Source organism: Rheinheimera sp. F8, from assembly GCF_001518915.1.
This window is the reverse complement of the sequence record NZ_CP013656.1, coordinates 2925171-2946625: the sequence shown is the minus strand read 5'-3', so window position 1 is coordinate 2946625 and position 21455 is coordinate 2925171. Positions and strand designations below refer to the sequence as shown.

General features: G+C 51.4%; 19 protein-coding genes and 6 tRNA genes. 16 read left to right on the top strand and 9 right to left on the bottom strand.

All coding sequences use genetic code 11. The features are described from left to right. The first annotated feature begins 29 nt into the window (after window positions 1–29). The 10 genes from ATY27_RS13240 to ATY27_RS13195 all read left to right on the top strand — a co-directional run bounded on the left by ATY27_RS13240 (window position 30) and on the right by ATY27_RS13195 (window position 11230). A complete protein-coding gene (locus ATY27_RS13240; protein ID WP_208931105.1) occupies window positions 30–986 on the top strand; it encodes a MoxR family ATPase in 957 nt (318 codons plus the stop codon). An 11-nt stretch (window positions 987–997) separates the two neighbouring features. Beyond that, entirely contained in the window at window positions 998–1999 is a 1002-nt protein-coding gene (locus ATY27_RS13235) for a DUF58 domain-containing protein (RefSeq protein ID WP_244151306.1), read from the top strand. Next, the gene (locus ATY27_RS13230; protein WP_208931103.1) at window positions 1989–2468 is read left to right on the top strand and encodes a DUF4381 family protein; all 480 of its coding nucleotides are present in this window, start codon (window positions 1989–1991) and stop codon (window positions 2466–2468) included. Before ATY27_RS13235 ends, ATY27_RS13230 begins: the two co-directional genes overlap by 11 nt. Next, window positions 2461–3435: a VWA domain-containing protein gene (locus tag ATY27_RS13225; RefSeq protein WP_208931102.1), complete on the top strand. Its 975-nt coding sequence runs from the start codon at window positions 2461–2463 to the stop codon at window positions 3433–3435. Before ATY27_RS13230 ends, ATY27_RS13225 begins: the two co-directional genes overlap by 8 nt. After that, on the top strand, window positions 3425–5263 hold the full coding sequence (locus ATY27_RS13220) for a VWA domain-containing protein (protein WP_208931101.1): 1839 nt from the start codon (window positions 3425–3427) through the stop codon (window positions 5261–5263). Before ATY27_RS13225 ends, ATY27_RS13220 begins: the two co-directional genes overlap by 11 nt. A 17-nt stretch (window positions 5264–5280) precedes the next feature. Beyond that, a complete protein-coding gene (locus ATY27_RS13215; protein ID WP_208931100.1) occupies window positions 5281–6948 on the top strand; it encodes a BatD family protein in 1668 nt (555 codons plus the stop codon). Window positions 6949–7035: 87 nt separating this feature from the next. Then, window positions 7036–7551: a sigma-70 family RNA polymerase sigma factor gene (locus ATY27_RS13210; RefSeq protein ID WP_208931099.1), complete on the top strand. Its 516-nt coding sequence runs from the start codon at window positions 7036–7038 to the stop codon at window positions 7549–7551. Continuing rightward, window positions 7544–8239: a DUF3379 family protein gene (locus ATY27_RS13205; protein WP_208931097.1), complete on the top strand. Its 696-nt coding sequence runs from the start codon at window positions 7544–7546 to the stop codon at window positions 8237–8239. The genes ATY27_RS13210 and ATY27_RS13205 overlap by 8 nt, the downstream gene beginning before the upstream one ends. 146 nt (window positions 8240–8385) lie before the next feature. After that, on the top strand, window positions 8386–9876 hold the full coding sequence (gene putP, locus ATY27_RS13200; RefSeq protein WP_208931096.1) for a sodium/proline symporter PutP: 1491 nt from the start codon (window positions 8386–8388) through the stop codon (window positions 9874–9876). Between the two features lie 130 nt (window positions 9877–10006). Continuing rightward, window positions 10007–11230 (top strand): HDOD domain-containing protein, encoded by a 1224-nt coding sequence (locus tag ATY27_RS13195; protein WP_208931094.1) that lies wholly within the window; start codon window positions 10007–10009, stop codon window positions 11228–11230. A 125-nt stretch (window positions 11231–11355) separates the two neighbouring features. On the opposite strand, the gene ATY27_RS13190 is transcribed toward ATY27_RS13195, so the two are convergent. Continuing rightward, complete coding sequence (locus tag ATY27_RS13190; RefSeq protein ID WP_244151305.1) at window positions 11356–11676, bottom strand: helix-hairpin-helix domain-containing protein; 321 nt, start codon at window positions 11674–11676, stop codon at window positions 11356–11358. A gap of 218 nt (window positions 11677–11894) precedes the next feature. Here ATY27_RS13190 and ATY27_RS13185 point away from each other — a divergent pair, with 218 nt between their 5' ends. The 4 genes from ATY27_RS13185 to ATY27_RS13170 all read left to right on the top strand — a co-directional run bounded on the left by ATY27_RS13185 (window position 11895) and on the right by ATY27_RS13170 (window position 15527). Beyond that, the gene (locus ATY27_RS13185) at window positions 11895–12395 is read left to right on the top strand and encodes a glycine zipper 2TM domain-containing protein (RefSeq protein ID WP_208931092.1); all 501 of its coding nucleotides are present in this window, start codon (window positions 11895–11897) and stop codon (window positions 12393–12395) included. 78 nt (window positions 12396–12473) lie between these two features. Further along, window positions 12474–13154: a response regulator transcription factor gene (locus ATY27_RS13180; protein WP_208931090.1), complete on the top strand. Its 681-nt coding sequence runs from the start codon at window positions 12474–12476 to the stop codon at window positions 13152–13154. Beyond that, window positions 13151–14470, top strand: coding sequence for an ATP-binding protein (locus tag ATY27_RS13175; RefSeq protein WP_208931088.1), 1320 nt, complete (start codon window positions 13151–13153; stop codon window positions 14468–14470). Before ATY27_RS13180 ends, ATY27_RS13175 begins: the two co-directional genes overlap by 4 nt. A 163-nt stretch (window positions 14471–14633) precedes the next feature. Beyond that, entirely contained in the window at window positions 14634–15527 is an 894-nt protein-coding gene (locus ATY27_RS13170) for a TIGR01777 family oxidoreductase (protein WP_208931087.1), read from the top strand. Between the two features lie 13 nt (window positions 15528–15540). Here the strand turns inward: ATY27_RS13170 and ATY27_RS13165 are convergent, their stop codons facing one another. Beyond that, window positions 15541–18066, bottom strand: a complete 2526-nt coding sequence (locus ATY27_RS13165; RefSeq protein WP_208931085.1) for an FtsX-like permease family protein — start codon at window positions 18064–18066, stop codon at window positions 15541–15543. Then, the gene (locus tag ATY27_RS13160; RefSeq protein ID WP_208931083.1) at window positions 18056–18778 is read right to left on the bottom strand and encodes an ABC transporter ATP-binding protein; all 723 of its coding nucleotides are present in this window, start codon (window positions 18776–18778) and stop codon (window positions 18056–18058) included. Before ATY27_RS13160 ends, ATY27_RS13165 begins: the two co-directional genes overlap by 11 nt. Here ATY27_RS13160 and ATY27_RS13155 point away from each other — a divergent pair. After that, window positions 18777–19388, top strand: coding sequence for an arylesterase (locus tag ATY27_RS13155; protein ID WP_208931082.1), 612 nt, complete (start codon window positions 18777–18779; stop codon window positions 19386–19388). The genes ATY27_RS13160 and ATY27_RS13155 overlap by 2 nt on opposite strands. A gap of 127 nt (window positions 19389–19515) precedes the next feature. Here the strand turns inward: ATY27_RS13155 and ATY27_RS13150 are convergent. From ATY27_RS13150 to ATY27_RS13125, 6 genes are all read right to left on the bottom strand, one after another. Then, window positions 19516–19591, bottom strand: a tRNA-Ala gene (locus ATY27_RS13150). Between the two features lie 25 nt (window positions 19592–19616). Further along, window positions 19617–19692 (bottom strand) — tRNA-Glu (locus ATY27_RS13145). Window positions 19693–19717: 25 nt separating this feature from the next. Next, window positions 19718–19793, bottom strand: a tRNA-Glu gene (locus tag ATY27_RS13140). A 24-nt stretch (window positions 19794–19817) separates the two neighbouring features. Beyond that, a tRNA-Glu gene (locus ATY27_RS13135) sits at window positions 19818–19893 on the bottom strand. 29 nt (window positions 19894–19922) lie between these two features. Then, window positions 19923–19998 (bottom strand) — tRNA-Glu (locus tag ATY27_RS13130). Between the two features lie 14 nt (window positions 19999–20012). After that, window positions 20013–20088 (bottom strand) — tRNA-Ala (locus tag ATY27_RS13125). A 291-nt stretch (window positions 20089–20379) separates the two neighbouring features. On the opposite strand from ATY27_RS13125, the gene ATY27_RS13120 reads away from it, so the two are divergent. After that, window positions 20380–21450 (top strand): XrtA/PEP-CTERM system-associated ATPase, encoded by a 1071-nt coding sequence (locus tag ATY27_RS13120; RefSeq protein ID WP_208931080.1) that lies wholly within the window; start codon window positions 20380–20382, stop codon window positions 21448–21450. Window positions 21451–21455: the final 5 nt, after the last annotated feature.

The following is a 21455-nucleotide window of genomic DNA, read 5'->3' as shown; positions in this document are numbered from 1 at the left end:
TAACGCACTTAAACCGAAGCCAGAGAGTATTGTTTGTGAACGCATTTAACCGGTTAAAATCCTATCTCGACAGCCAGGTGATCGGGCAGCCTGCCCTGACTGAAGGTATTCTGCTGGCGCTGCTGGCCAATGGTCATTTACTGGTAGAAGGCCCACCGGGTCTGGCAAAAACCCGCGCTGTCAACGCCCTGGCGCACGGCGTGGAAGGCAGTTTTCATCGCATTCAGTTTACGCCGGATTTGTTACCTGCCGATTTAACCGGGACTGATATTTACCGGCCGGAAACCGGCAAATTTGAATTCCAGAGTGGTCCGTTGTTCCACCACATTATCCTGGCGGATGAAATTAACCGCGCACCGGCCAAGGTGCAGTCGGCTTTATTAGAAGCGATGGCGGAAAAACAAATTACGGTGGGCCGCCACAGTTACAAATTACCCGAATTGTTTTTAGTAATGGCCACGCAAAACCCACTGGAACAGGAAGGCACCTACCCGCTGCCGGAAGCCCAGCTCGACCGGTTCCTGCTGCATTTAAAAGTGGATTATCCGGACGCCGACACTGAACTGAAAATTCTGCGTTTAACCCGAGGCGAAGCGTTAGCCCAGCAGGCGGAAACACCGGTCCGGATGAGCCAGGCCGATATTTTTGCTGCCCGTCAGACCATTTTGCAGCTGCATATGGCTGAAAGTCTGGAGCAATATATCGTGCAACTGGTGATGGCGACCCGCCACGCCGGCAATTATGGTGCCGAGCTTGGCCGTTATATCGCGTATGGAGCCAGTCCGCGCGCGACTATCGCGCTGGAACGTTGTGCCCGCGCCAAGGCATGGCTCAGTGGCCGCGATTTTGTTACACCGGATGATGTGCAGGCCGTGTTCCATAATGTGCTGCGTCACCGGCTGATCTTAAGTTATGAAGCTGAAGCTGAAGGGGTCAGTACTGACCAGGTTCTCAGCGAATTATTAAAACGAGTGCCGATCGCCTGATGAACCCCGCCGTGCAAGCACAAACAGCCACGCAACAACTGGCCGCACTCGGCGCCGACGGTGTGCAGCTGGATCTACCGCAATTGCTGAAATACCAGCACCATACATATGTGCTGGATTTAGCGCCGCAACAGGTGATCCAGAGCAAACTGGCTGGTAGTTATCTGGCGCGCAGTAAAGGTCGCGGCATGGAGTTTGACGAAGTCCGTCATTACCAGCTCGGCGATGATGTCCGTACTATCGACTGGCGTGTCACGGCACGTACCGGCAAAGTGCACACCAAGTTATTTCGTGAAGAAAAAGAGCGGCCGGTGTTTGTATTGACTGACTTGAGTCCGTCGATGCATTTTGGCTCTGTCCTGCTGACCAAAGCGGTACAGGCGGCACACTTGGCGGCGCTGGTTGGCTGGCATGCCCGCGAACGCGGCGATAAATTTGGTGGCATCTTGTTTAATAGCCAGCAAATCAGGGAATTAAAACCTGCCAGTCGCAGTGTTTCCGTCTTGCGTTACTTGCAGCAACTGATAGATCTGAACAATAAACCAGTCACTGCCGGGCAACAGCCGGTGAGTCTGGCCGACGCCGTTGGTCAATTGCGCCGGTTGGTAAGGCCGGGCAGTCTGGTTTATCTCATTTCTGACTTCAGTGCCTTAGATGCTAATGTGCTGCGCCATTTGCAATCGATGCGCATGCATAATGAAATCAGGCTCTGTCAGATCTTTGACCCACTGGAGCAACAGATCCCGGCAGCAGTATCAGGACAGCTGGCGCTGCAGACTGATGCCGCTGTGTTACAACTGGATTTAACGCCGGCCGGTCTGAAACAACGCTACGAGAACCAACAGCAGCTGCAGCAGGCTGAACGCACACAGTACTGGCGCAGTCTGGGCCTGCGCCACATGCAGATCAGTAATGCGTCATCACTGCGCAGCCAGCTTGCTGCACAACAACACAATCCGGCTCAAACCCATTCGGCGCCGTTTAATACTCCCGGAACTGTCCATGGCGAATGAACCCAACATCACTGACACGTTAAAAACAGCGCTGGCCGATATACAGCAGCCTGCGTTGCCGGATGAGTTCTATCTGGCACCCGGCTGGCTGCTGCTGGCACTGCCAATACTGCTGGCAATCGCTTGGTTAGGACGAAAGTGGTACCGGACTTACCGGCGTGACAGTGCCAGGCGCCTTGTTTTGCAAGCACTCAGTCAAATTCAGTTGGAACAGCCGGAAGCCGCCAATGCCATCCTGCAATTGCTGAAACAATATCTGCAGACTAAACGGCCAGGTCATCCGGCGCTGGCAGAAAAAAGCACTGGATTTGTCGCGTTTTTACAGCGCAGTGGCAAGTTGTCAGAGCAGCAGCCTGATTTAGATCAGTTGCTATACAGCCGCACATCGGATCCATCGCAGTTAAAAGCCTGGCACCAGTTTGCCTGGCTATGGCTGGAACAGCATCGGGAGCAAGGTTTAGATGTTTGAATTTACCTTGCCCTGGTTATTTGTCCTTCTGCCTGTGCCGTGGCTGTTGCGTGCCCGTCAGTCAGTCGCCGGACAGCCACTGTTTTTCCCGCCTCTGGCGCGGCTGGCTGCGGCAGAGCAACACAGCCCGCAACATCAACGCTGGCGCCTGCCGGCGCTGTTACCGCTGTTATTTTGGGCTTGTCTGGTGACAGCGGCAGCAGGACCGCGCTGGCTCGGTGAACCCGTTACACTGCCGCAGCAAGGTCGCGACATGATGCTGGCAGTGGATTTGTCCGGCTCGATGAATATCAATGACATGGTTATTGAAGGCCAGTCCTATAACCGGCTGGACGCGGTCAAACACGTACTGAGCCAGTTTATCGAGAAACGTCAGGGCGACCGGCTGGGGTTAATTTTGTTTGCCGATGCTGCATACCAACAGACACCACTGACCTTTGACCGCACTACAGTGCAAAAAATGCTCGATGACGCCGTGCTTGGATTGGTTGGGCAGCGCACTGCTATTGGTGAGGCCATCGGTCTGACGGTCAAACGGTTTAATACCTACCAAAGTTCAAATAAAGTACTGATTTTACTCAGTGATGGCGCCAATACTGCTGGCAATATCCAGCCGCGCGAAGCACTGGCTTTGGCGAAAGCCGCCGGCGTTAAAATCTACGCGGTCGGGGTTGGGGCAGAACAAATGGTCCAACAAGGTATTTTTGGCCCACAGGTTGTGAATCCTTCTGCCGATCTGGACGAAAAATTATTGACCGAACTTGCCAGTGAAACTGGTGGTCGATATTTCCGCGCCCGCAATCTGCAGGAACTCGCCGAGATTTATCAGTTACTGGACCAGCTGGAGCCGATTGAACGTGATCAGCTGAATTACCGCCCGCAGCAAAGCCTGCTGCAATGGCCCTTAGCTGGCGCATTATTGCTGCTGGGTCTCGCGTTTTGGCGCCGGAGTCGTTATGCCCGTTGACATCCACTTTTTACGACCTTGGGTATTAGTATTGTTGCCGCTGGTCGCGCTGAGTTGGCTGCTGCTGCGCCGCCTGCCCCCGACCGACGCCTGGCAACAATTACTGGCACCCCATTTATATCGCCAGCTGCTGGCGCAGCAGCCTGTGGCGCGTAAACAATTCTGGCTGTTGCCGCTGATGCTGTTACTCGGCATTTTCGCCGGCGCCGGTCCGAGCTGGCAAAAACTGCCGCAACCGGCATTCCAGCTCAAACGCGCCACTGTATTGGTATTGGATATGTCAATGTCGATGCGCTCGACCGACATCAAACCGAACCGCGTAACGCAAGCGCGCTTTAAAGCGCTGGATTTTGCCCGCGAACAACTGGAAGGCGAAATGGCCTTGTTGGCATTTGCCGGCGATGCTTATGTCATTTCGCCGTTAACGCCGGACCACAACAATATCAGTTTGTTATTGCCTGATTTAAAACCGGAAATTATGCCGGTGCAGGGATCTGATTTTGCCAGCGCGCTGAAAATGGCGGATCAGCTGTTACAACAGGCCGGTTATGTTAAAGGCGACATCGTGTTTTTTACTGACGGTTTTGACAGCCAGCAATTTATGCAGATCCGCGACCAGCTCAATGGCTTTGCGCATCGCGTGTCGGTGTTGGCTTTTGGCAATACCGACGGCGCGCCGGTGCAGCTGGAAAATGGCGAACTGCTTAAAGACGCCCGTGGCAGCATCGTGTTGCCAAAAGTACCGTTGACCCAATTAAAAGAAATCAGCAGCCTGACTGGCGGTGTCTTTGCCACCAGCACTTTTGATGACAGCGACGTGCAAAAACTGCTGGCGCTGCCTGAATTAAAACTCAACGATGCCGCTGAGCAGACTCAGATGCAAGGCGACCAATGGCAGGATGCCGGCATTTACCTGTGTTATCTGTTATTGGCACTTGGCATCTGGTATTTACGCCAGCCGCAACTGTTTATGTTGCCGTTATTGCTACTGGCATGGCCACAGCCTGTGCCCGCCCGGCAGATGACCGAACCGGCGACCACTGAAGCGCCGGCTCCGGCTTTCGGCTGGCAGGATTTATGGCAGAGTAAAACGGAACAGGCAAAACAGGCTTACGACAGTGGCGATTACGCCCGGGCGCGCCAACAATTCGCCGATCCACTGTGGCAAGGCAACGCGGCTTACCGGGCTGGCGATTATGCCGCCGCCGCTGAACTGTTCAGCAAAGACAGTTCTGCTGCCGGTCAGTTTAATCTCGGTAACAGCCTGGCCCTGCAGCAACAATATGAACAAGCCCTGGCAGCTTATCAACAGGCAGAACAGCAGCAACCCGGCTTGCCTGGCGTCAAAGAAAATATTGAACTGATGAAAAAAATGCTCGAACAGCAACAACAGCAATCTGAACAAAATCAGCAGCAAAATGGCGATCCTGATCAGCAAAATGATTCCAAAGACGGCAAAGACCAGCAGCAAGAGCAACAAAACCAGCAATCGCAGCAGGACTCTAAACAGCAAAACGAACAGTCACAAAATGAGCAACAAGCTGCTGATGACGCCAAAGCTGACCCCGCGCAACAACAGCAGCAACAACAGACTCAACAACAAGCGCAGCAGGCCGAACAGCAGGACAAAGAATCAGCCCAGGCCGAACAACAAAAAGCGATAGAACAAGCCTGGCCCAACGCCAGTGCGGAAGAAAGCCAGCAATTGGAAAACCTGCTGCGTAAAGTGCAGGATGAGCCCAGTTTATTATTAAAAAACAAAATGTTGCTGGAGTATCAAAAACGTCAGCAACAGGCAATACCACGCGGTGTTCAACAAGAATGGTAAATCAGATGGTTAATCAGATGGTCAAATTAGCTGGCCGACTGCTGTTGTTAACGCTGTGCCTGATCAGTCAGGTCCAGGCGGCTACCCAGCTCAAGGCCAGTGTCGATAAAAACCCGGCGATGTACGGCGAAGCCATCATGTTGCAATTGGTGCTGGACGAAAAAGTTGATGCCGGCGCCATTGATTTTGCCAGCCTGGAAGCTGATTTTCGGGTAACCGGCCCTTCTGTCAGCCAAAGTATGCAAATCGTCAACGGCCAGTCGAGTCAAAGTACCAGTTGGCAGCTGAGCTTGTTTCCGCGCCGCACCGGTACACTGACCATTCCGGCATTTCAGATAGGAGCACTCAGTAGCGAACCGATCAGCCTCGAAGTGCAACCAGCCAGTCAGGCATCCGGCAAAGGCGCCGAATTATTTCTACAAAACAGCTTTAGCAGCGAAAGCGTGCATGTTCAGCAAATGCTGTATTACGAAATCAAAATCTATTTTAAAGGGGAGCTGCAACGCGGCAATCTAAGTCAGCCGGAGCTGGCCGGAGCGGATGTGGAGCAAGTCGGTAAAGACATTGAAAACAGTGAAATTGTCAACGGTGAACGCTACCAGACCATCACACGCCGCTATAGCGTGATCCCGCAAAAAAGTGGCACGCTGACGCTGAACCCGCCGTTTTTTAATGGTGAAATGATCGACCGTGACAACTCGCGGTATGACTATTTCGCCCGCACTAAAGCCGTGTCGGCAGAAGGCCAGGCACTGTCACTGCAAGTGAAGCCAATCCCGGACGGCCAGCAACAAAACTGGTTGGCGTCCGAGCTGGTCGCGCTCACCGAAGAATGGAACCCGGCCGGTGACCAATTGATACAAGGCGAACCGGTTACCCGGACTATTACGCTGACTGCACTGGATTTAGCCGACAATCAGTTGCCGGATTTACAACTTGGCACTGTTGCCGGCGCCAAAATCTATCCGGAGCAACCCCAAAGTCGCAAGGCTGAACGCAAAGGCCGGATCGTGGCGCAAAAGGTGTTCAGTTATGCCATTATCGCCGACAAAGCTGGCAGTCTGACTTTACCGGAAGTCCGCGTACGTTGGTGGAATACCAAAACCAATCAGCCGGACGAAGCAGTGTTGAGCGCTGTGACGCTGCAGGTCGCACCGAATCCGCAGGCGGTATCGCAGCCTGAGCCTGCCGCCACGACCACAACTTCCGCTGACCGGGTCCAGCCAACGCAGGTCTCAGACTGGCACTTTAGCTATAGCAGCTGGTTGTTGCTGAGTTTATGGCTGCTGACACTAGCCGCATGGGGATTGTGGGCAATGGCGGCGCCGCGAACTGCTGAGCGCGACAACACAAAACTGCCCCGCACCACCGCAGGCAGCGAACTGCGGTTTAATTCTCGTAAGCTGAAACAAGCCTGCCAGCAGCACGATGCCGCTTTGGCCCGGGAGCAATTATTGCGCTGGGCGCAGCAACTGATTAGTGCAAACATTGAATCACTGACCGATCTGGTCCAGCATTTGCCGGACGGCGCTTTAAAAACGCAAATTCAGCAGCTCAGTTATCAGGGTTATCAACCCGCGGGTGCGCAGTGGCAAGGTCAGGCATTACTGGAAGCCTGGGCACATTTTCATCATCAGCCGGTCACTACGGCTGAAGGCCTGGCCCCTTTATACCCGCGCGGCTAATTTTTTTCACTTCGCCTGCACATAAAGTGCAGGTATGCCGGTCTGTGCTGTTATGTCGACTATTTACAGTCAAATGGCGGAGTTCAGATGAACAGCGCACAACAACGTTATGAGGCACTGGTCCGTGCTTACACCCCGGACCTCTGCCGCTACGCCTACTGGCTGTGTCGGTCAAAGAGTATTGCTGAGGATTTAGTGCAGGACACTTTGCTGCGCGCCTGGAAAAATCTGGCACAGCTACAGGAAGCCGGCGCCGCTAAATCCTGGTTACTAACAATTCTGCGCCATGAAAATGCACGGCGATTTGAACGTAAGCAGTTTGACTACAGTGATGTGGAACAAGACAGTCTGGAAGATACTGCTCATGCCTCGCCGGAGCATTGGGTTGCCACTGATCGGTTGCATCGTTTGATGCTGGAACTGCCACAGGATTACCGCGAACCCTTAGTGATGCAGCTGTTACTTGGTATGACCGGTGATGAAATTGCCACAGTGCTGCAGCTGAATCTGAATACAGTCAATACCCGCTTATTTCGCGGCCGGGCGCAATTACGTGCCCGGCTGCAGCCTGATCACTCAGATGGAGTCTCCCAGCATGGATAATCTTTTACTTCGCCGGGCACTGTATGAGGATCCGGCCAGTGTTTCGCCACAACAGCTCAATGATGATGCGCAATTACTGCAACTACAACAGGAGTTACTGCTGTTGGATCATCAGTTGAAACAACAGCTTGAAATTGATGTACCCCCTCAGCTGGCTGAACAGATTTTGTTACGCCAGCAGATGTTGCCGGTTGTTCGCCACTGGTGGCAACGCCCTCTGCCCTATGCCACCGCGGCGGCCCTGCTGTTGTCAGTATGGTTTTATCAGGGGGCGGCGCCGCAAGTCAGCGCCGATTTGGGCCAACATGCATTGAGTCATGTCTATCATGAACTGGCGGCTTTGGGTGCTATCAGCACTTTAGACCAGCCTAGTTTGCAACCACTGTTTGCCGAGCTTGGCCTCAGCGCCGAGCTGCCCGTCCCGGTCCGTTATGCCCGTTTCTGTGATTTTGAAGGTGTGCGTTCGTTGCATCTGGTTCTCGAAGTCGATGGCCAACCGCTAACCGTCTTTGTGGTGCCGGATCAGACCGATTTCCCCAAGGCAAAGGCAAGCCAGTTTGCTGATGCACGTTTTTTTGGCCAGAGCCTGAAAAGTGCCAGGCATTTGCTGGTCATGGTGGCGCAGCAACCGCAGTTGCTGGTGAAGGCCGGACCACTGCTCGCTGAGTCACTTAAATTTAACATTTAACTGCGGCTGGTAGCAGCCTGACCGCAGTTCGTGGAAAACTACTGGTCCTTGCCAGTGACTATTGTTAGCATTGCCCGGTCATAGTGGCTGGTCGTCTTGGACCAGCCCCGGCAACATAACTATAACCAACAGGTCGAGGGATCCCAGTGGAAACAGGCACTATTCTGGCGCTTGCGATTTATTTCATCGCAATGCTGGCCATCGGACTTTACGCATACCGACAGTCCAGCAGTAACTTATCTGAATACATGTTAGGCGGGCGCAAACTTGGCCCAGGCATCACTGCACTATCGGCCGGAGCGTCGGATATGAGCGGTTGGTTACTGATGGGCTTACCGGGCGCACTGTATACCGCTGGCATTTCGCAGATCTGGCTTGCTGTCGGTTTAATTCTTGGCGCATGGGCCAATTATTTATTTTTAGCCCCCCGCTTTCGCATCTACACCGAAATCGCTAACGATTCGATCACATTACCAGACTACTTTGAGCACCGTTTCGCCGATCGCACCCGTTTGCTACGACTGATTTCGGCAGTGGTTATTGTGGTGTTTTTCACTTTATACACAGCTTCTGGCGTGGTTGCCGGCGGTAAACTGTTTGAAAGCGTATTCCAGCTCGATTATATCTACGGTTTGGCACTGACCGTCTCAGTCGTGATTGCTTATACGTTATTAGGTGGTTTTCTCGCCGTCAGCATGACTGATTTTGTCCAGGGTATTATTATGTTCCTGGCCCTGATCTTAGTGCCTTTGGTCGCACTGAATGTCGTCGGAGATTTCGGCACTACCCTCAGTATTGTTGAAACATTAAATCCGAATCACCTCGATCTTTTCACAGGAACCAGTGTGCTCGGCATTATTTCACTGCTGGCCTGGGGTTTAGGTTATTTTGGTCAGCCACACATTATCGTACGTTTTATGGCGATCCGTTCGGTCAAAGATTTCCCGGTCGCACGCCGCGTCGGCATGTCATGGATGATTATTTCTTTAGGCGGCGCCGTGGCGACAGGCTTTGTCGGCATTGCCTACGTCCATCAGACCCAACAACCGCTGGCCGATCCTGAAACTATTTTTATTATGTTGTCGCAAGTGCTATTTCACCCGTTTATAACCGGCTTTTTGTTAGCAGCATTGCTGGCAGCTGTGATGAGCACTATTTCCAGTCAGTTATTAGTCACCTCCAGTGCCCTGACTCAGGACTTTTACAAGACTTTCCTGAATCAGCAGGCTTCAGATAAAACTCAGGTGTTAGTTGGTCGCTTGTCGGTCATGCTGGTGGCTGCAGTGGCGATTTGGATTGCCCTGGATCGCAGCAGTTCCATTCTGGATTTGGTTGGTAATGCCTGGGCTGGTTTTGGTGCCGCTTTCGGACCGGTAATTCTGATTAGTCTGTACTGGCGCAAAATGACTATGCCTGGCGCCCTTGCCGGTATGGTCGTTGGTGCATTGACAGTGTTGTTCTGGGTGTTCTCGCCGCTGCAGATCAACGGACAGCAATTAAATGACTTCCTCTACGCCATGGTACCAGGCGTTGTATTGGCGACCAGTGCCATTGTGCTGGTAAGTATGCTGACCAAAGCGCCGGAAAACGTTGTGAAACAACATTTCGACTTAATGGAAAAACAGCTCAAATCCTAGTTGAACTGGCGCTCGGTCCAGCCTGACTGAGCGCCTATCCCCCTGACAAAAACCGACAAATTTTATTAGCCACTGCCCGATGTTCTTTGCTACATTGCTGGAAGAGCAAACGCTGAGGACCCTAGCTGTTATGTATTTCTACGCCGCCCGCCAACCTATCTTAGATCGGGAAAAAAACCTGTACGCCTACGAGCTGTTGTTCAGAGACGGGCTGGCTAACGTATTCCCCGATATTGACGGCGATGAAGCGACGTCAAAAATGATCGCAGGCAGTCAGTTTAATTTTGGCCTTGATGATTTTCTTGGCGATAAACCAGGATTTATCAATTTCACTCTCGATACGCTGGTAAAAAAATTTCCCAGTATGCTGCCCAAAGAACAGGTTGTCGTGGAGATCCTGGAGACGGTGCAACCCGGCAAAAAATTACTGGCTGAAGTACAACAATTAAAAGATGAGGGATATATCATCGCTCTGGATGACTATATTCATCAGCCGGTCTGGCGACATTTTTATCCATTTATCGACATCATAAAAATTGATTTTCGCAGCACTGATGCTGCAACTATCGACCAAATCCTGTTAGCGGTTGCACCATTTCCACATATCAAATTATTGGCCGAAAAAGTCGAAACCAACGCTGAGTTTCAAAACGCATTGGATATGGGCTTCAGCTATTTTCAGGGTTACTTTTTCTCCAAACCGGAAATGCTGCAAAGTAAAGCTCTGTCTCCTGCCCAGATGACACTAGCGGAGTTACTTTACGAGACCTCAAAGTCTGAAATGGACCTTGGTCAAATCACCAGTATTTTCGAGCGTGACGTTAATTTATCTTATAAATTATTACGTTATTCAAATAGCGCAGTATTTAAGCGGCGCTCTGAAATCGAAACCATCAAACAAGCATTGGTTGTGTTAGGGCAGACCGAGCTGAAAAAATTCCTGTCGGTGTTGTTTACTGCCCAAGTGTCCAGCGAAAAACCGGCAGAACTGATGCGTTTGGCGATGACCAGGGCAAAATTTGCTGAAGGGATTGCATCGTTGCATCGACAGACGGATACCGCCAAAGCCTTTCTGACCGGCATGATGTCGCTGATGGACGCGATTCTGGATGAACCTATGTCTTCAGTGTTGACCAAATTGCCGCTGTCCAAAGACATTAAGGATGCGTTAGTTGGTGAACCTGGTTTATTAAGTGAGTATCTGGCGCTGGTCAAATGTTATGAACGGGCCGAATGGCAAGACGCTAATTTAGCCATTGCCAAGCTGAAACTGGATCCAAAAGTATTGCCGGATAAATACCATGAAGCAGTGCAATGGGCCAACGAGCAAATGCGTGCTCTGGGTGACGCTTAAGCTGCTGCGAATTTATGGTAATTTTGGAAAAGTCGCCGCAATTCAGGTGTTGCGGCGCACTGTTTTACAGCAAAGACTGCACAGACAGCCCCCCGACTAGTCAGTGCAGTCACATACCGGAAGCTTTAGCCGAAGCTGACGAAACCGGCGATACGATCTGCCATTTTCTCGCCAATGCCTTTGACTTCCATCAATTGCTTTTTGTCCTTGATCGGACCGTGTTGCTTGATGTATTCCAGAATCGCCTGCGCTTTTTTTGCGCCAATTCCCGGGATCGCTTCAAGCTGTTGCTGATCAGCTTTATTCAACGACAGTTTAGACTGAGCAACTGCGCCAACAGTTTTGCTGTCAGCATTGGTTGGATTGTTTAAGGCGGCGCTGGCGTTTTGTGCCCCCATACAGGCGATTGTTGCACAGAGCGCAAACCAGAGTGCTTTCATGTTCATCGGACTTTCCTTGCTATTCAGAGCATGTTAAAAGGTGCCAGCCATCCAGCGACTGGCGATTGCTACCTGACTAGTACATTTTTTCATCAGGTAAATTCAAATTAGTTAAAAATTACATTTTTGCAACTATTTATTTATATGTTTGCATTATTTTAATTCAGCCAAAGTTAAGCTCGTTGTTGCTAATGTCGATCTGAATACGTTTCGGAGGATCAAAGATGCGTTACTTGTTGTTGTTACTACCATTATTAACCGCCTGTTCCAGCCACTACGGCAAGAAACACTATGTGATGGCCAACGTGACAAAATCCGAACCTGTCTACAAAACGATTGAAATCCACAAACCCAAACGAGTCTGCGAAGAACGGCAAGTCGTGCAACGTGAATCTGACTCAGCCACCCCAACTATCGTTGGCGCCATTATCGGTGGTGCACTGGGCAATGCCATTGGTCACAACAGCTCAAATAAAAAAGTTGGCATGGCCGCAGGTGCCGTATTGGGTGGCTCCATTGGTCACGATGTTGGCAAACAGAATGGTTCCGATGTTGTGCACCTGCAAACCGTCTGTTATCAGGCTGGCACCGAAGTCGAATACCAAAGTGTGGTTGACGGCTACCGGGTCACCTATCAACTGAATGGCCGCGAATATACGACGATGCTCGATCGTGATCCGGGCTCGCAAATGCCGGTCGTCGTTGAACCACCGAGAAATCAATAAGCTAAATGGTCAGGCTTCCCGCCTGACCCCGACTGTTTTACACTCCCCATTGAATGTCGCCACTGAAAAGGAAATGCCATGCGCGTGCTGGTTGTTGAAGATGAAACCTTACTCGCCGAACAAGTGAAAAACCACCTGATGCAACAACAGTTCTCAGTGGATTTGTCACATGATGGCTCGGATGGTTTTTTTAAGATCAGTGAATACCCTTATGATCTGGCCATCGTTGATATTGGCTTGCCGAAGCTGGATGGCTTGTCTCTGATTAGGAAAGCCCGCCAGCAGGACATTAAAACCCCCATCATTCTGCTGACCGCACGCGGCAGCTGGCAGGAGAAAGTACAAGGCCTTGATGCCGGTGCCGACGATTACCTGACCAAACCTTTCCATATGGAAGAATTATTGGCCAGATGCAATGCGCTGATCCGCCGCGCTGCCGGTCAGCCGGACCCTACCCTCAGTGCCGGGCCGGTCAGCCTGAACAGCCGCACCCAGCAGGTATGGTGTCACGGCGCCGAGGTGTCGCTGACCGCCTATGAATATAAAGTGCTGGAGTACTTTATGCTCAATCCAACTAAGGTGATCTCCAAGACCGAATTAACCGAACATATTTATGATCAGGATTTTGACCTCGACAGCAACGTTATCGAAGTGTTTGTATTGCGGCTGCGCAAAAAACTCGACCCGGACGGTGAACTTAAACCAATAGAAACCCTACGTGGCCGGGGCTATCGCTTTAATTTGGCGGTAGGCGCATGACATTGTCGTTAAAGCTGCGCCAGGCCATTGTTTGCCTGGTGCTGCTGATTTTTATGCTACCAGCCTCTTTCCTCGCCATCGAACGGGCTTTTTTTGCTCAATTACTGACCAGTACTGAACAAAAGCTTGAAGTACACCTTTATTCGTTTTTATCTGAGCTCTCCAGCAAAAATGATGTAGTAGAGATTAATAACAGTATTTTACCCGCGGATTTTTTGCGGACTGATTCTGGCACCAGCGCTTATATCGTGTCGGAAGACAAGTTGATTTGGCAATCTGATTCCTCTTTGAATCAGACCTTTACGCCACCTGTACACGAAATGCTACCGGGTAAACATGAGTTCGTTGCGCTGGAGCAAGACGGTAAAACTTATTGGGTGTTGTCTTTTGCCTTGCTGTTTGACATGGGTGAGCGCAGCATGCCGCTGACCATCCATATTCTGCAGGACGACCGGCTGCTTGAGGCCCCGATGCAAAGCTTTCGTCAAACGCTGTTGCGCTGGTTTATCGGTATAGGTCTGGTCTTGGCACTCATCATGCTGTTGGCTTATTACTGGACCACACAGCCACTTTCAGCACTGGACCACGAGATCCGTGAAGTCGAAAGTGGCCAGCAGCAGCAACTGACCCAACGTTATCCTGCTGAACTGCAAACTATTAAAGAAGACCTGAACTTACTGCTCGACAATCAAAACCGGCAAAAACAACGCTACCGGCATCACCTGAGTGATCTCGCCCACGCACTGAAAACTCCCGTTGCCGTGTTGAAAACATCGGCACTGGCGGAGCAGCCCGAACTACGTGATCAGATTGACCGGATCACTGCGATGATTGAACATCAGCTCAAACGCGCCAGCAGTTCAGGCCAGGATATCTGGTTAAAACAAATTCCAATCAGTCCGGTCGCCGAACAGCTGAAAAATGCGCTGCAAAAAATCTATCGCGACAAGCAAATCCGCTTTGAGCTGAATTGCCCGCCGCAAATGATGTTTCGCGGCGATGAAACAGATCTGATGGAAATGCTGGGCAATTTGCTTGATAACGCCTGTAAAGCCTGTCAACAACGGGTCAGACTGTCGGTGCAGTGTAAACCGTTGCAACTGACGGTTGAAGATGATGGCCCGGGCGTACCAATGGACAAAAAAGCGCAGTTATTGAGCCGGGGAACCCGTCTGGATACTTATACTGATGGCCATGGTGTCGGTTTATCCATCGTCGATGAGCTCTGTCAGTCATATCAGGGGCAACTTGAAATCAGTCAAAGCACTCTGGGCGGCGCCAGTTTCAGTTTAATTTTCACCCAGCATCAGTATTAGTCTCCGGGCCAGAAGCGTACAAGACAACGAACTGACCAGGAATTCATTTTGCACCGTCCTTCTCAACGCTGTTGTGCCTGCAAGTTCTGCTGCTAAGCTCTTGATCTGACACTGTGCCTGTCAACGTACTACACTGTTTAGACTCAATTTCAGGAGATCTTCTATGCGGATCCTGCTTACCGGCGCGACTGGTCTTATCGGTCAGGCACTGTGTCAGCGCTGGCAACATCAGCATCAACTGATCTGTTTGAGCCGTGATGTAACAAAAGCACAGCGCAAATCTGATCTGGCGGTGCACTGGACAGATAGCCTGGCCAGCGTCGACTTTAACCAGCTTGACGCCGTGGTAAATCTTGCCGGTGAGCCTATCGCAGCCAAACGCTGGACGGATAAACAAAAGAACCGGATCTGCCAGAGCCGCTGGCAACTGACCGAACAAATCGCTGGCGCTATTTTGCAGGCAAACAACCCACCCACAGTGCTGATCAATGGTTCAGCCATTGGATTCTATGGCCGTCAGGACAGCGGCTGTATTGACGAAAGCTTCCAGACTTTTTATCCGGACTTCAGCCATGATATCTGCGCCCGTTGGGAGAATCTGGCAATGCGCGCTCAGACCGACAAAACCAGAGTTTGCATTCTGCGCACTGGTGTAGTGCTGTCCGAACACGGCGGTGCGTTAAGCCGGATGGTGCCGGCTTACCGGCTTGGTCTGGGAGGCAAACTGGCTGACGGCCAGCAATACATGTCCTGGATCCATCTGGATGATATGCTGAATATCATTGAATACATGTTATTACACGGCGAGTGCCACGGCATCTACAATGCGACCGCACCCATGGCAGTCACCAACCAGCAATTCAGTAAATTATTGGCAGAACGGCTGAATAAACCTGAACTGTTGCCGCTACCAGCCTTTGCCTTACGCTTGCTGTTTGGCGAAATGGCAGACTTGCTGCTGTTTGGTCAGCAAGTCTATCCAAAGCGCCTGTTAGACGCAGGTTTTCAGTTTCAATACAGTCAGTTGCGTCAGGCGCTGGCGTCACTGAAACTATAGTAACATCGCGTTTTCAGTTGTGTAATGCCCGACGGATCAGGCTCGCCGGTGTTGGTTTTAAAATGCCGCGCAGCAATATGGTACCCAATCCGGTCAGCAGCAACACACCTGCGACTGGCCCGAGACCCCACAAACTATAATGTGGAGTAAAGGGCAATTGGAACATCCGTAGTTGTACCACCGACAACAGGATTTCGGCCAATAAGGTAGCAAATCCGCCGGCTAACAGCCCCAATGCCGCAAACTCAAACAGCACTGCCTGCTGCAGAAAACGGCCGCGCGCGCCCAGTGTACGTAAGATGGCTAACTCCTGCTCCCGTTGTTCGACCGTCGCCTGCACCTGCGCCACTAGTACCAGCACAGCAGCGGTGAATACCAGAATCAGAATCAACGTCAATGCCAGCGATACCTGGTCAATAATTTGGCTCACCTGCAGCAATATCGCGTCGACCGAGATCACGGAAACCGTCGGATATTGTTTTAACAAGGTGGTCAGCACTTGCTGTTTGCTGGCGGGCAGATAAAACGCCGTCAGATATGTCGCAGGGAACGCGGCCATCAGATCCGGACTTAACAACATAAAAAAGTTCGGTTGCAAACTGTTCCAGTCAACTTTCCGAAAGCTGGTCACTGTGGCATCAAACTGCTGACCGCCAATGGCAAAGCTCAAGGTGTCACCCAGCTTTAACTGCAACCGCTGTGCTTGTTGCTGCTCCACCGACACTTCTGCTTTGCCAGAAAACCAACGTCCTTCTGTCAGTTGATTATTGGCAGGAAGTACTTCCAACCAACTGAGATTCAGTTCACGACCAAAACCCTCACGTCTGGCTTTTTGCTCGGGCTTTTTACCGCTGGCCTGCTGTGGGTCTTCCGCTTTGCTGCTGGCTTGCTCCGCCGCATCCTGCTCAGGTTCTTCCAGCGTTTCACCATTGACCGCCAGCACTCTGCCTGACACCATAGGATAGAAGGTTCCGGTGCTCAATCCGGCTGCGTGTAACTGCACCGCAATTTGATCTTTTTCCACCGCCGTCATATTTACCAGGAACTGATTCGGCGCATTTTCGGGAACCTGCTGTTTCCACTGCTCCAACAGCTCGGCTCGTAAAAAGTACAGAACAAGCGTCAAGAACAACGCCAGACTAAAAGTCATCAGCTGAAAGCTGTTTTGCCACAAGCGGCGACGTAAGTTAGCCAGCGCCAGTTTTAATGCACTGCTTTGTCCGGCCGCCATCGGTTTAGCAAACCGGACCAACAGCGCCGCAAAGCCAAGCAAACAAAGGCCAAATCCGGCACAGGCTAAAAACAACATACCGGATAACCACAAGTCGCCACTGAATAACCACATCAACAGCAAGACGGCTGCAGAACCACTGGCCAGCTGCCAATAATCCATCTGCCACGGTGCGCTTTGCTGACGCAGTACTTGAATGGCCGGCACTGCGGTCAGGCGCCAAACCGGTCGCAGCGAAAACATGAACGAACAAATCAATGCCGTAGCAATGCCAAGCCAGAGCGCTTTGGCACTGAACACCGCCTGATAACCATCAATCCATTGGCTCAGCAGCCCTTGTACTGCAAAGTTTGCCGCCACCCCCAGTAGCAATCCAAGTACGCTGGCAAAACAAGTCACCAGTAACAGATGGCTGAAGTAAATTTGCCTTGCCTGCGCGGATGTCATACCGAGCGCTTTGATGACTGCAACGGCCATTTGATGGCGCTGACTGTAGCGGTTTGCCGCAACTGCAGCGGCCGCTGCCGCCAACACAATTCCGAGTAATCCGGCTAACAATAAAAATCGCTCGGCACGGTCGAGGGCACTGCCAACTGCACTTTGCCGATCTAACTGTTGCCAGCGGTCATTTGCGGTCAGCAGAGGTGTTGTGTCATCCACCAGCTGCGACAGTGCCGTTTCATCGCCGGCAAACATATACCGATATGAAATGCGGCTGCCAGGTTGTACGACCTGGGTAGCCGCAACATCAGCAAGATGCATCAGCACACGCGGCTGCCCCCCAAACAAATTCAGTGGTGCATCGGGCTCATCCACAATTAAACCGCCAACAGTGAGTGTCGTAGCACCTATATCCAGCGTAGCGCCGGTCTGGACATTCAGTATCTGCGCCAGTCGGGGTTCCAGATACAACATCCCCTGTTGTAACTGCGATACCTGACCATTGTCGGTATCGAGCGTTAGTTTTCCGCGCAGTGGGTACTCAGCGGATACCGCTTTCACATTCACCAGCTGCATATTGTCGCCGGCAAACACCATGGTATTAAACTGGATTTGCTCAGCCGTTTTTAGCCCCAGCGCCTGAGCTTGATTGAAGATCTCGCGTTGAAAAGGTGAACTGGAACGCAATACTTTGTCGGCAGCGGTAAAATTGCTGCTGCGCTGCATCAAGGCGCTGCGCACGCTGTCAGTAATACCACTCAGACTCACGACAGTCAGCACTGCCAACATTAACGCAAAGGCGACGACCCAAAGTTCGCCGTTTCTAAGCTCACGCCAGAATAGTCGCCAGGCGATCTTAACCAGCATAACTGCGCTCCTGTGTGCGGCTAGTCGCCTTTTGCTCAATCAGGCGGCCAGCATCCATCTGGAACTGACGCTGACAACGTGCTGCCAGTTGCGAATTGTGTGTCACCAGAACCAAGGTTGTGCCCTGGCTTTGATTCAGCTCAAACAGCAGATCTTCGACCTTGCGGCCAGTTGCACTGTCCAGATTGGCTGAAGGTTCATCGGCAAATAAAATCGCAGGCCGAGTGATAAAAGCCCTTGCAATGGCTACTCGTTGCTGCTCGCCACCAGAGAGCTGAGCCGGGAAAAAATGCATACGCTCACTGAGACCAACCAATTCCAGCAGTTGCCTGCCCCGCTCCACGGCCTGCGGTTGCCCGGCGAGTTCTGCCGGCAAAGTGACATTTTCAAGGGCAGTTAACGCTGGCAGCAGCAAAAATGACTGGAACACAAAACCGACAGATTTTGCGCGAAGTTCCGCCCGTTCATCATCACTCTGCAGGTCAATGCGTGTACCGGCCAGAATGATTTCGCCGCTACTTGGTACATCCAGGCCGGCTAACAAACCTAACAGTGTCGATTTGCCGGAACCAGAGGCACCGACAATAGCAACACTGTCGCCCTTATTGATTGTCAGATTGATATCCGTCAGGATGTTCAGCGTATTACCCGGCAGCGTGACTTGTTTGCACAGCGCGCGGGTCTGAATAAACAACTCTGGTGTAACTGACATGCGATTCTATTTCCTTATTTGTGCCCTGTGGACCTTTGCCTGTCTGCCGATTTCGGCGGATGCAGCAACAAAAACTTTGATGATTGTTGGCGACAGCTTAAGCGCCGGTTATGGCTTACAGCAACCGCAAAGCTGGCCCGCTTTGCTGCAGCGCAGCCTCGAACAAAAAAACTCGTCGTGGCGAATTCAGAACGCCAGTATCAGTGGCGAAACCAGTGGTGGCGCGCTGGCACGCCTACCGGCCTTACTCCAGCAACATAAACCTACAGCTGTGCTGATCGAAATTGGCGGCAATGACGGTTTGCGTGGCTTTCCCATCAGCCGGTTGCGGCAGAACCTGCAACAACTGATAGAACTCACTAAAAGCGTGGGCGCCACTCCTGTGCTGATGCAGATACGTATCCCGCCGAATTACGGACCACGCTACACCGAGCAGTTTGTTAATGTCTATGCAGAACTGGCTGCACAGCATCAACTGAAACTCTGGCCGTTTTTTATGGACAACATTGCCGTACGGCCAGAATTGATGCAAGCGGATGGCATCCATCCGAACGTTAAAGCTCAGCCTATTATCAGGGATTTTGTGCTGCCGTTCATCGAAGAAATGTAATGAGATATAAAGCGCGTTGACATGACACTGACAATGCAACGCGCGGAGTGACGGAGTTCAGGCAAAGAGAAACGGAAAAATAACCAACAGCATGACTAGCGTTGATTTTTTATGCTGCAAGGAAAATTGGTGGAGCTAAGCGGGATCGAACCGCTGACCTCTTGCATGCCATGCAAGCGCTCTCCCAGCTGAGCTATAGCCCCATCGGCTGAACGGATGTTCAATAGATGGCGTCCCTTAGGGGATTCGAACCCCTGTTACCGCCGTGAAAGGGCGGTGTCCTAGGCCTCTAGACGAAAGGGACATCTGGAAAATACGGTGACAATCTGTGGCGTCCCTTAGGGGATTCGAACCCCTGTTACCGCCGTGAAAGGGCGGTGTCCTAGGCCTCTAGACGAAAGGGACACAGTAGACTGTCTTGTATATCATTGGCGTCCCTTAGGGGATTCGAACCCCTGTTACCGCCGTGAAAGGGCGGTGTCCTAGGCCTCTAGACGAAAGGGACGGACTGATATACATGTTCTGTTTCTGAAGTGGCGTCCCTTAGGGGATTCGAACCCCTGTTACCGCCGTGAAAGGGCGGTGTCCTAGGCCTCTAGACGAAAGGGACACATACAGAAATTTTGGTGGAGCTAAGCGGGATCGAACCGCTGACCTCTTGCATGCCATGCAAGCGCTCTCCCAGCTGAGCTATAGCCCCACATCAACAACGCAGGCGTTATCGGCTTTGCGTTACAGAACGAGGCGCATTCTATGGGCCAGCCCCAGGAGTGTCAACAATTTTTTCGGTGCGGGGATCTGATCGGGTAAAAATTAATCTGACCGGATAAAAACAATACAAATCTACACTAAATATTGAAAAAACAATGTGCTAGCGCGACAGTTCCGAAGCAGCAGAAATGGTGTTGATATACCCTGCGTGGCCTTGCTGTGCTACCCTATCGGTCCCGGACGGCTGCTGGTTGTCCATTTGCATTCAGGATCAGATGTTATGTATGAAGCATATTATGGATTAAAGGACAGACCCTTTCAGCTTACGCCAAATCCACAATGGTTTTTTGCCAGCAAACTGCATAAACGCGCATTGGCTTATCTGCAATATGGCCTGAGTCAAGGCGAAGGGTTTATCGTGATCACCGGCGATGTAGGCACCGGTAAAACAACCATCGCTAATCAGCTGCTGGCCAAACTGGACCCGCACCAGATCATTGCCAGACAAATCGTCACGTCAAAGCTCAATCCTGACGATTTATTGCGAATGATCTGCTCGGTGTTCCAACTGCAAATCAAAGAACACAATAAAGCCACGTACCTTGAAGCCATCTCTGCTTACTTGCAGACCTTAGCTCAGCATAAAAAACGCGCCTTATTATTAGTGGATGAAGCACAGAACCTGCCGTTAGAATCAATCGAAGAATTGCGCATGTTGTCGAATTTCCAACTGGCCGGCAAGCCACTGCTGCAGAGTTTCTTACTCGGCCAGAATGAGTTAAATGCTGTGATCCAATCCCCGCATATGGAACAGTTCCGTCAGCGTATTATTGCATCATCAAATTTGTCCGCACTGAGTGTCGAAGATTGTCAGGCCTATATTGAGTATCGGATCCAGGCTGCCGGCGGCCCGGCGGCACTGTTGGATAATGCTTGTTTTGCGATGATCCACCAGTTCAGCTCAGGGATCCCGCGTAAAATTAACAATCTGATGGATCGGGTTTTGTTGTACGGATTTCTGGAAGAAATTAAGACGTTTACACCGCACGATGTGCAACAGGTGATCGTAGAAATCAGTGGCGAAGTCGCAAACCATACGCCGGTAGCCCCTCCTGTTGTAGTTCCTGTACCCCAGCAGGTCGAAAATGTTGTCATTGCCGAACAGCCTGCGGCTAATCCGTACCATGCTATGCTGACTGAATTGTCTGGTTTGCTGGATAATTCGTTACAACATAAAATTCGGATGGCACAGCAACTGGATGACTTACTCAGCCAACAGCAACAGCAAGTCTTACGGCAAAATCAGCATCAAAACTTGACGCCTGGCGATACTGACAATAAAGGCAAATAAAACCA

What these genes read in the sequence shown, in the direction of transcription:
- ATY27_RS13230 (WP_208931103.1), top strand. Translation starts at nt 1,989, where the DNA reads ATGGCGAATGAACCCAACATCACTGACACGTTAAAAACAGCGCTGGCC.
- ATY27_RS13225 (WP_208931102.1), top strand. Translation starts at nt 2,461, where the DNA reads ATGTTTGAATTTACCTTGCCCTGGTTATTTGTCCTTCTGCCTGTGCCG.
- ATY27_RS13220 (WP_208931101.1), top strand. Translation starts at nt 3,425, where the DNA reads ATGCCCGTTGACATCCACTTTTTACGACCTTGGGTATTAGTATTGTTG.
- ATY27_RS13215 (WP_208931100.1), top strand. Translation starts at nt 5,281, where the DNA reads ATGGTCAAATTAGCTGGCCGACTGCTGTTGTTAACGCTGTGCCTGATC.
- ATY27_RS13210 (WP_208931099.1), top strand. Translation starts at nt 7,036, where the DNA reads ATGAACAGCGCACAACAACGTTATGAGGCACTGGTCCGTGCTTACACC.
- ATY27_RS13205 (WP_208931097.1), top strand. Translation starts at nt 7,544, where the DNA reads ATGGATAATCTTTTACTTCGCCGGGCACTGTATGAGGATCCGGCCAGT.
- ATY27_RS13195 (WP_208931094.1), top strand. Translation starts at nt 10,007, where the DNA reads ATGTATTTCTACGCCGCCCGCCAACCTATCTTAGATCGGGAAAAAAAC.
- ATY27_RS13190 (WP_244151305.1), bottom strand. Translation starts at nt 11,676, where the DNA reads ATGAACATGAAAGCACTCTGGTTTGCGCTCTGTGCAACAATCGCCTGT.
- ATY27_RS13185 (WP_208931092.1), top strand. Translation starts at nt 11,895, where the DNA reads ATGCGTTACTTGTTGTTGTTACTACCATTATTAACCGCCTGTTCCAGC.
- ATY27_RS13180 (WP_208931090.1), top strand. Translation starts at nt 12,474, where the DNA reads ATGCGCGTGCTGGTTGTTGAAGATGAAACCTTACTCGCCGAACAAGTG.
- ATY27_RS13175 (WP_208931088.1), top strand. Translation starts at nt 13,151, where the DNA reads ATGACATTGTCGTTAAAGCTGCGCCAGGCCATTGTTTGCCTGGTGCTG.
- ATY27_RS13170 (WP_208931087.1), top strand. Translation starts at nt 14,634, where the DNA reads ATGCGGATCCTGCTTACCGGCGCGACTGGTCTTATCGGTCAGGCACTG.
- ATY27_RS13165 (WP_208931085.1), bottom strand. Translation starts at nt 18,066, where the DNA reads ATGCTGGTTAAGATCGCCTGGCGACTATTCTGGCGTGAGCTTAGAAAC.
- ATY27_RS13155 (WP_208931082.1), top strand. Translation starts at nt 18,777, where the DNA reads ATGCGATTCTATTTCCTTATTTGTGCCCTGTGGACCTTTGCCTGTCTG.
- ATY27_RS13160 (WP_208931083.1), bottom strand. Translation starts at nt 18,778, where the DNA reads ATGTCAGTTACACCAGAGTTGTTTATTCAGACCCGCGCGCTGTGCAAA.
- ATY27_RS13120 (WP_208931080.1), top strand. Translation starts at nt 20,380, where the DNA reads ATGTATGAAGCATATTATGGATTAAAGGACAGACCCTTTCAGCTTACG.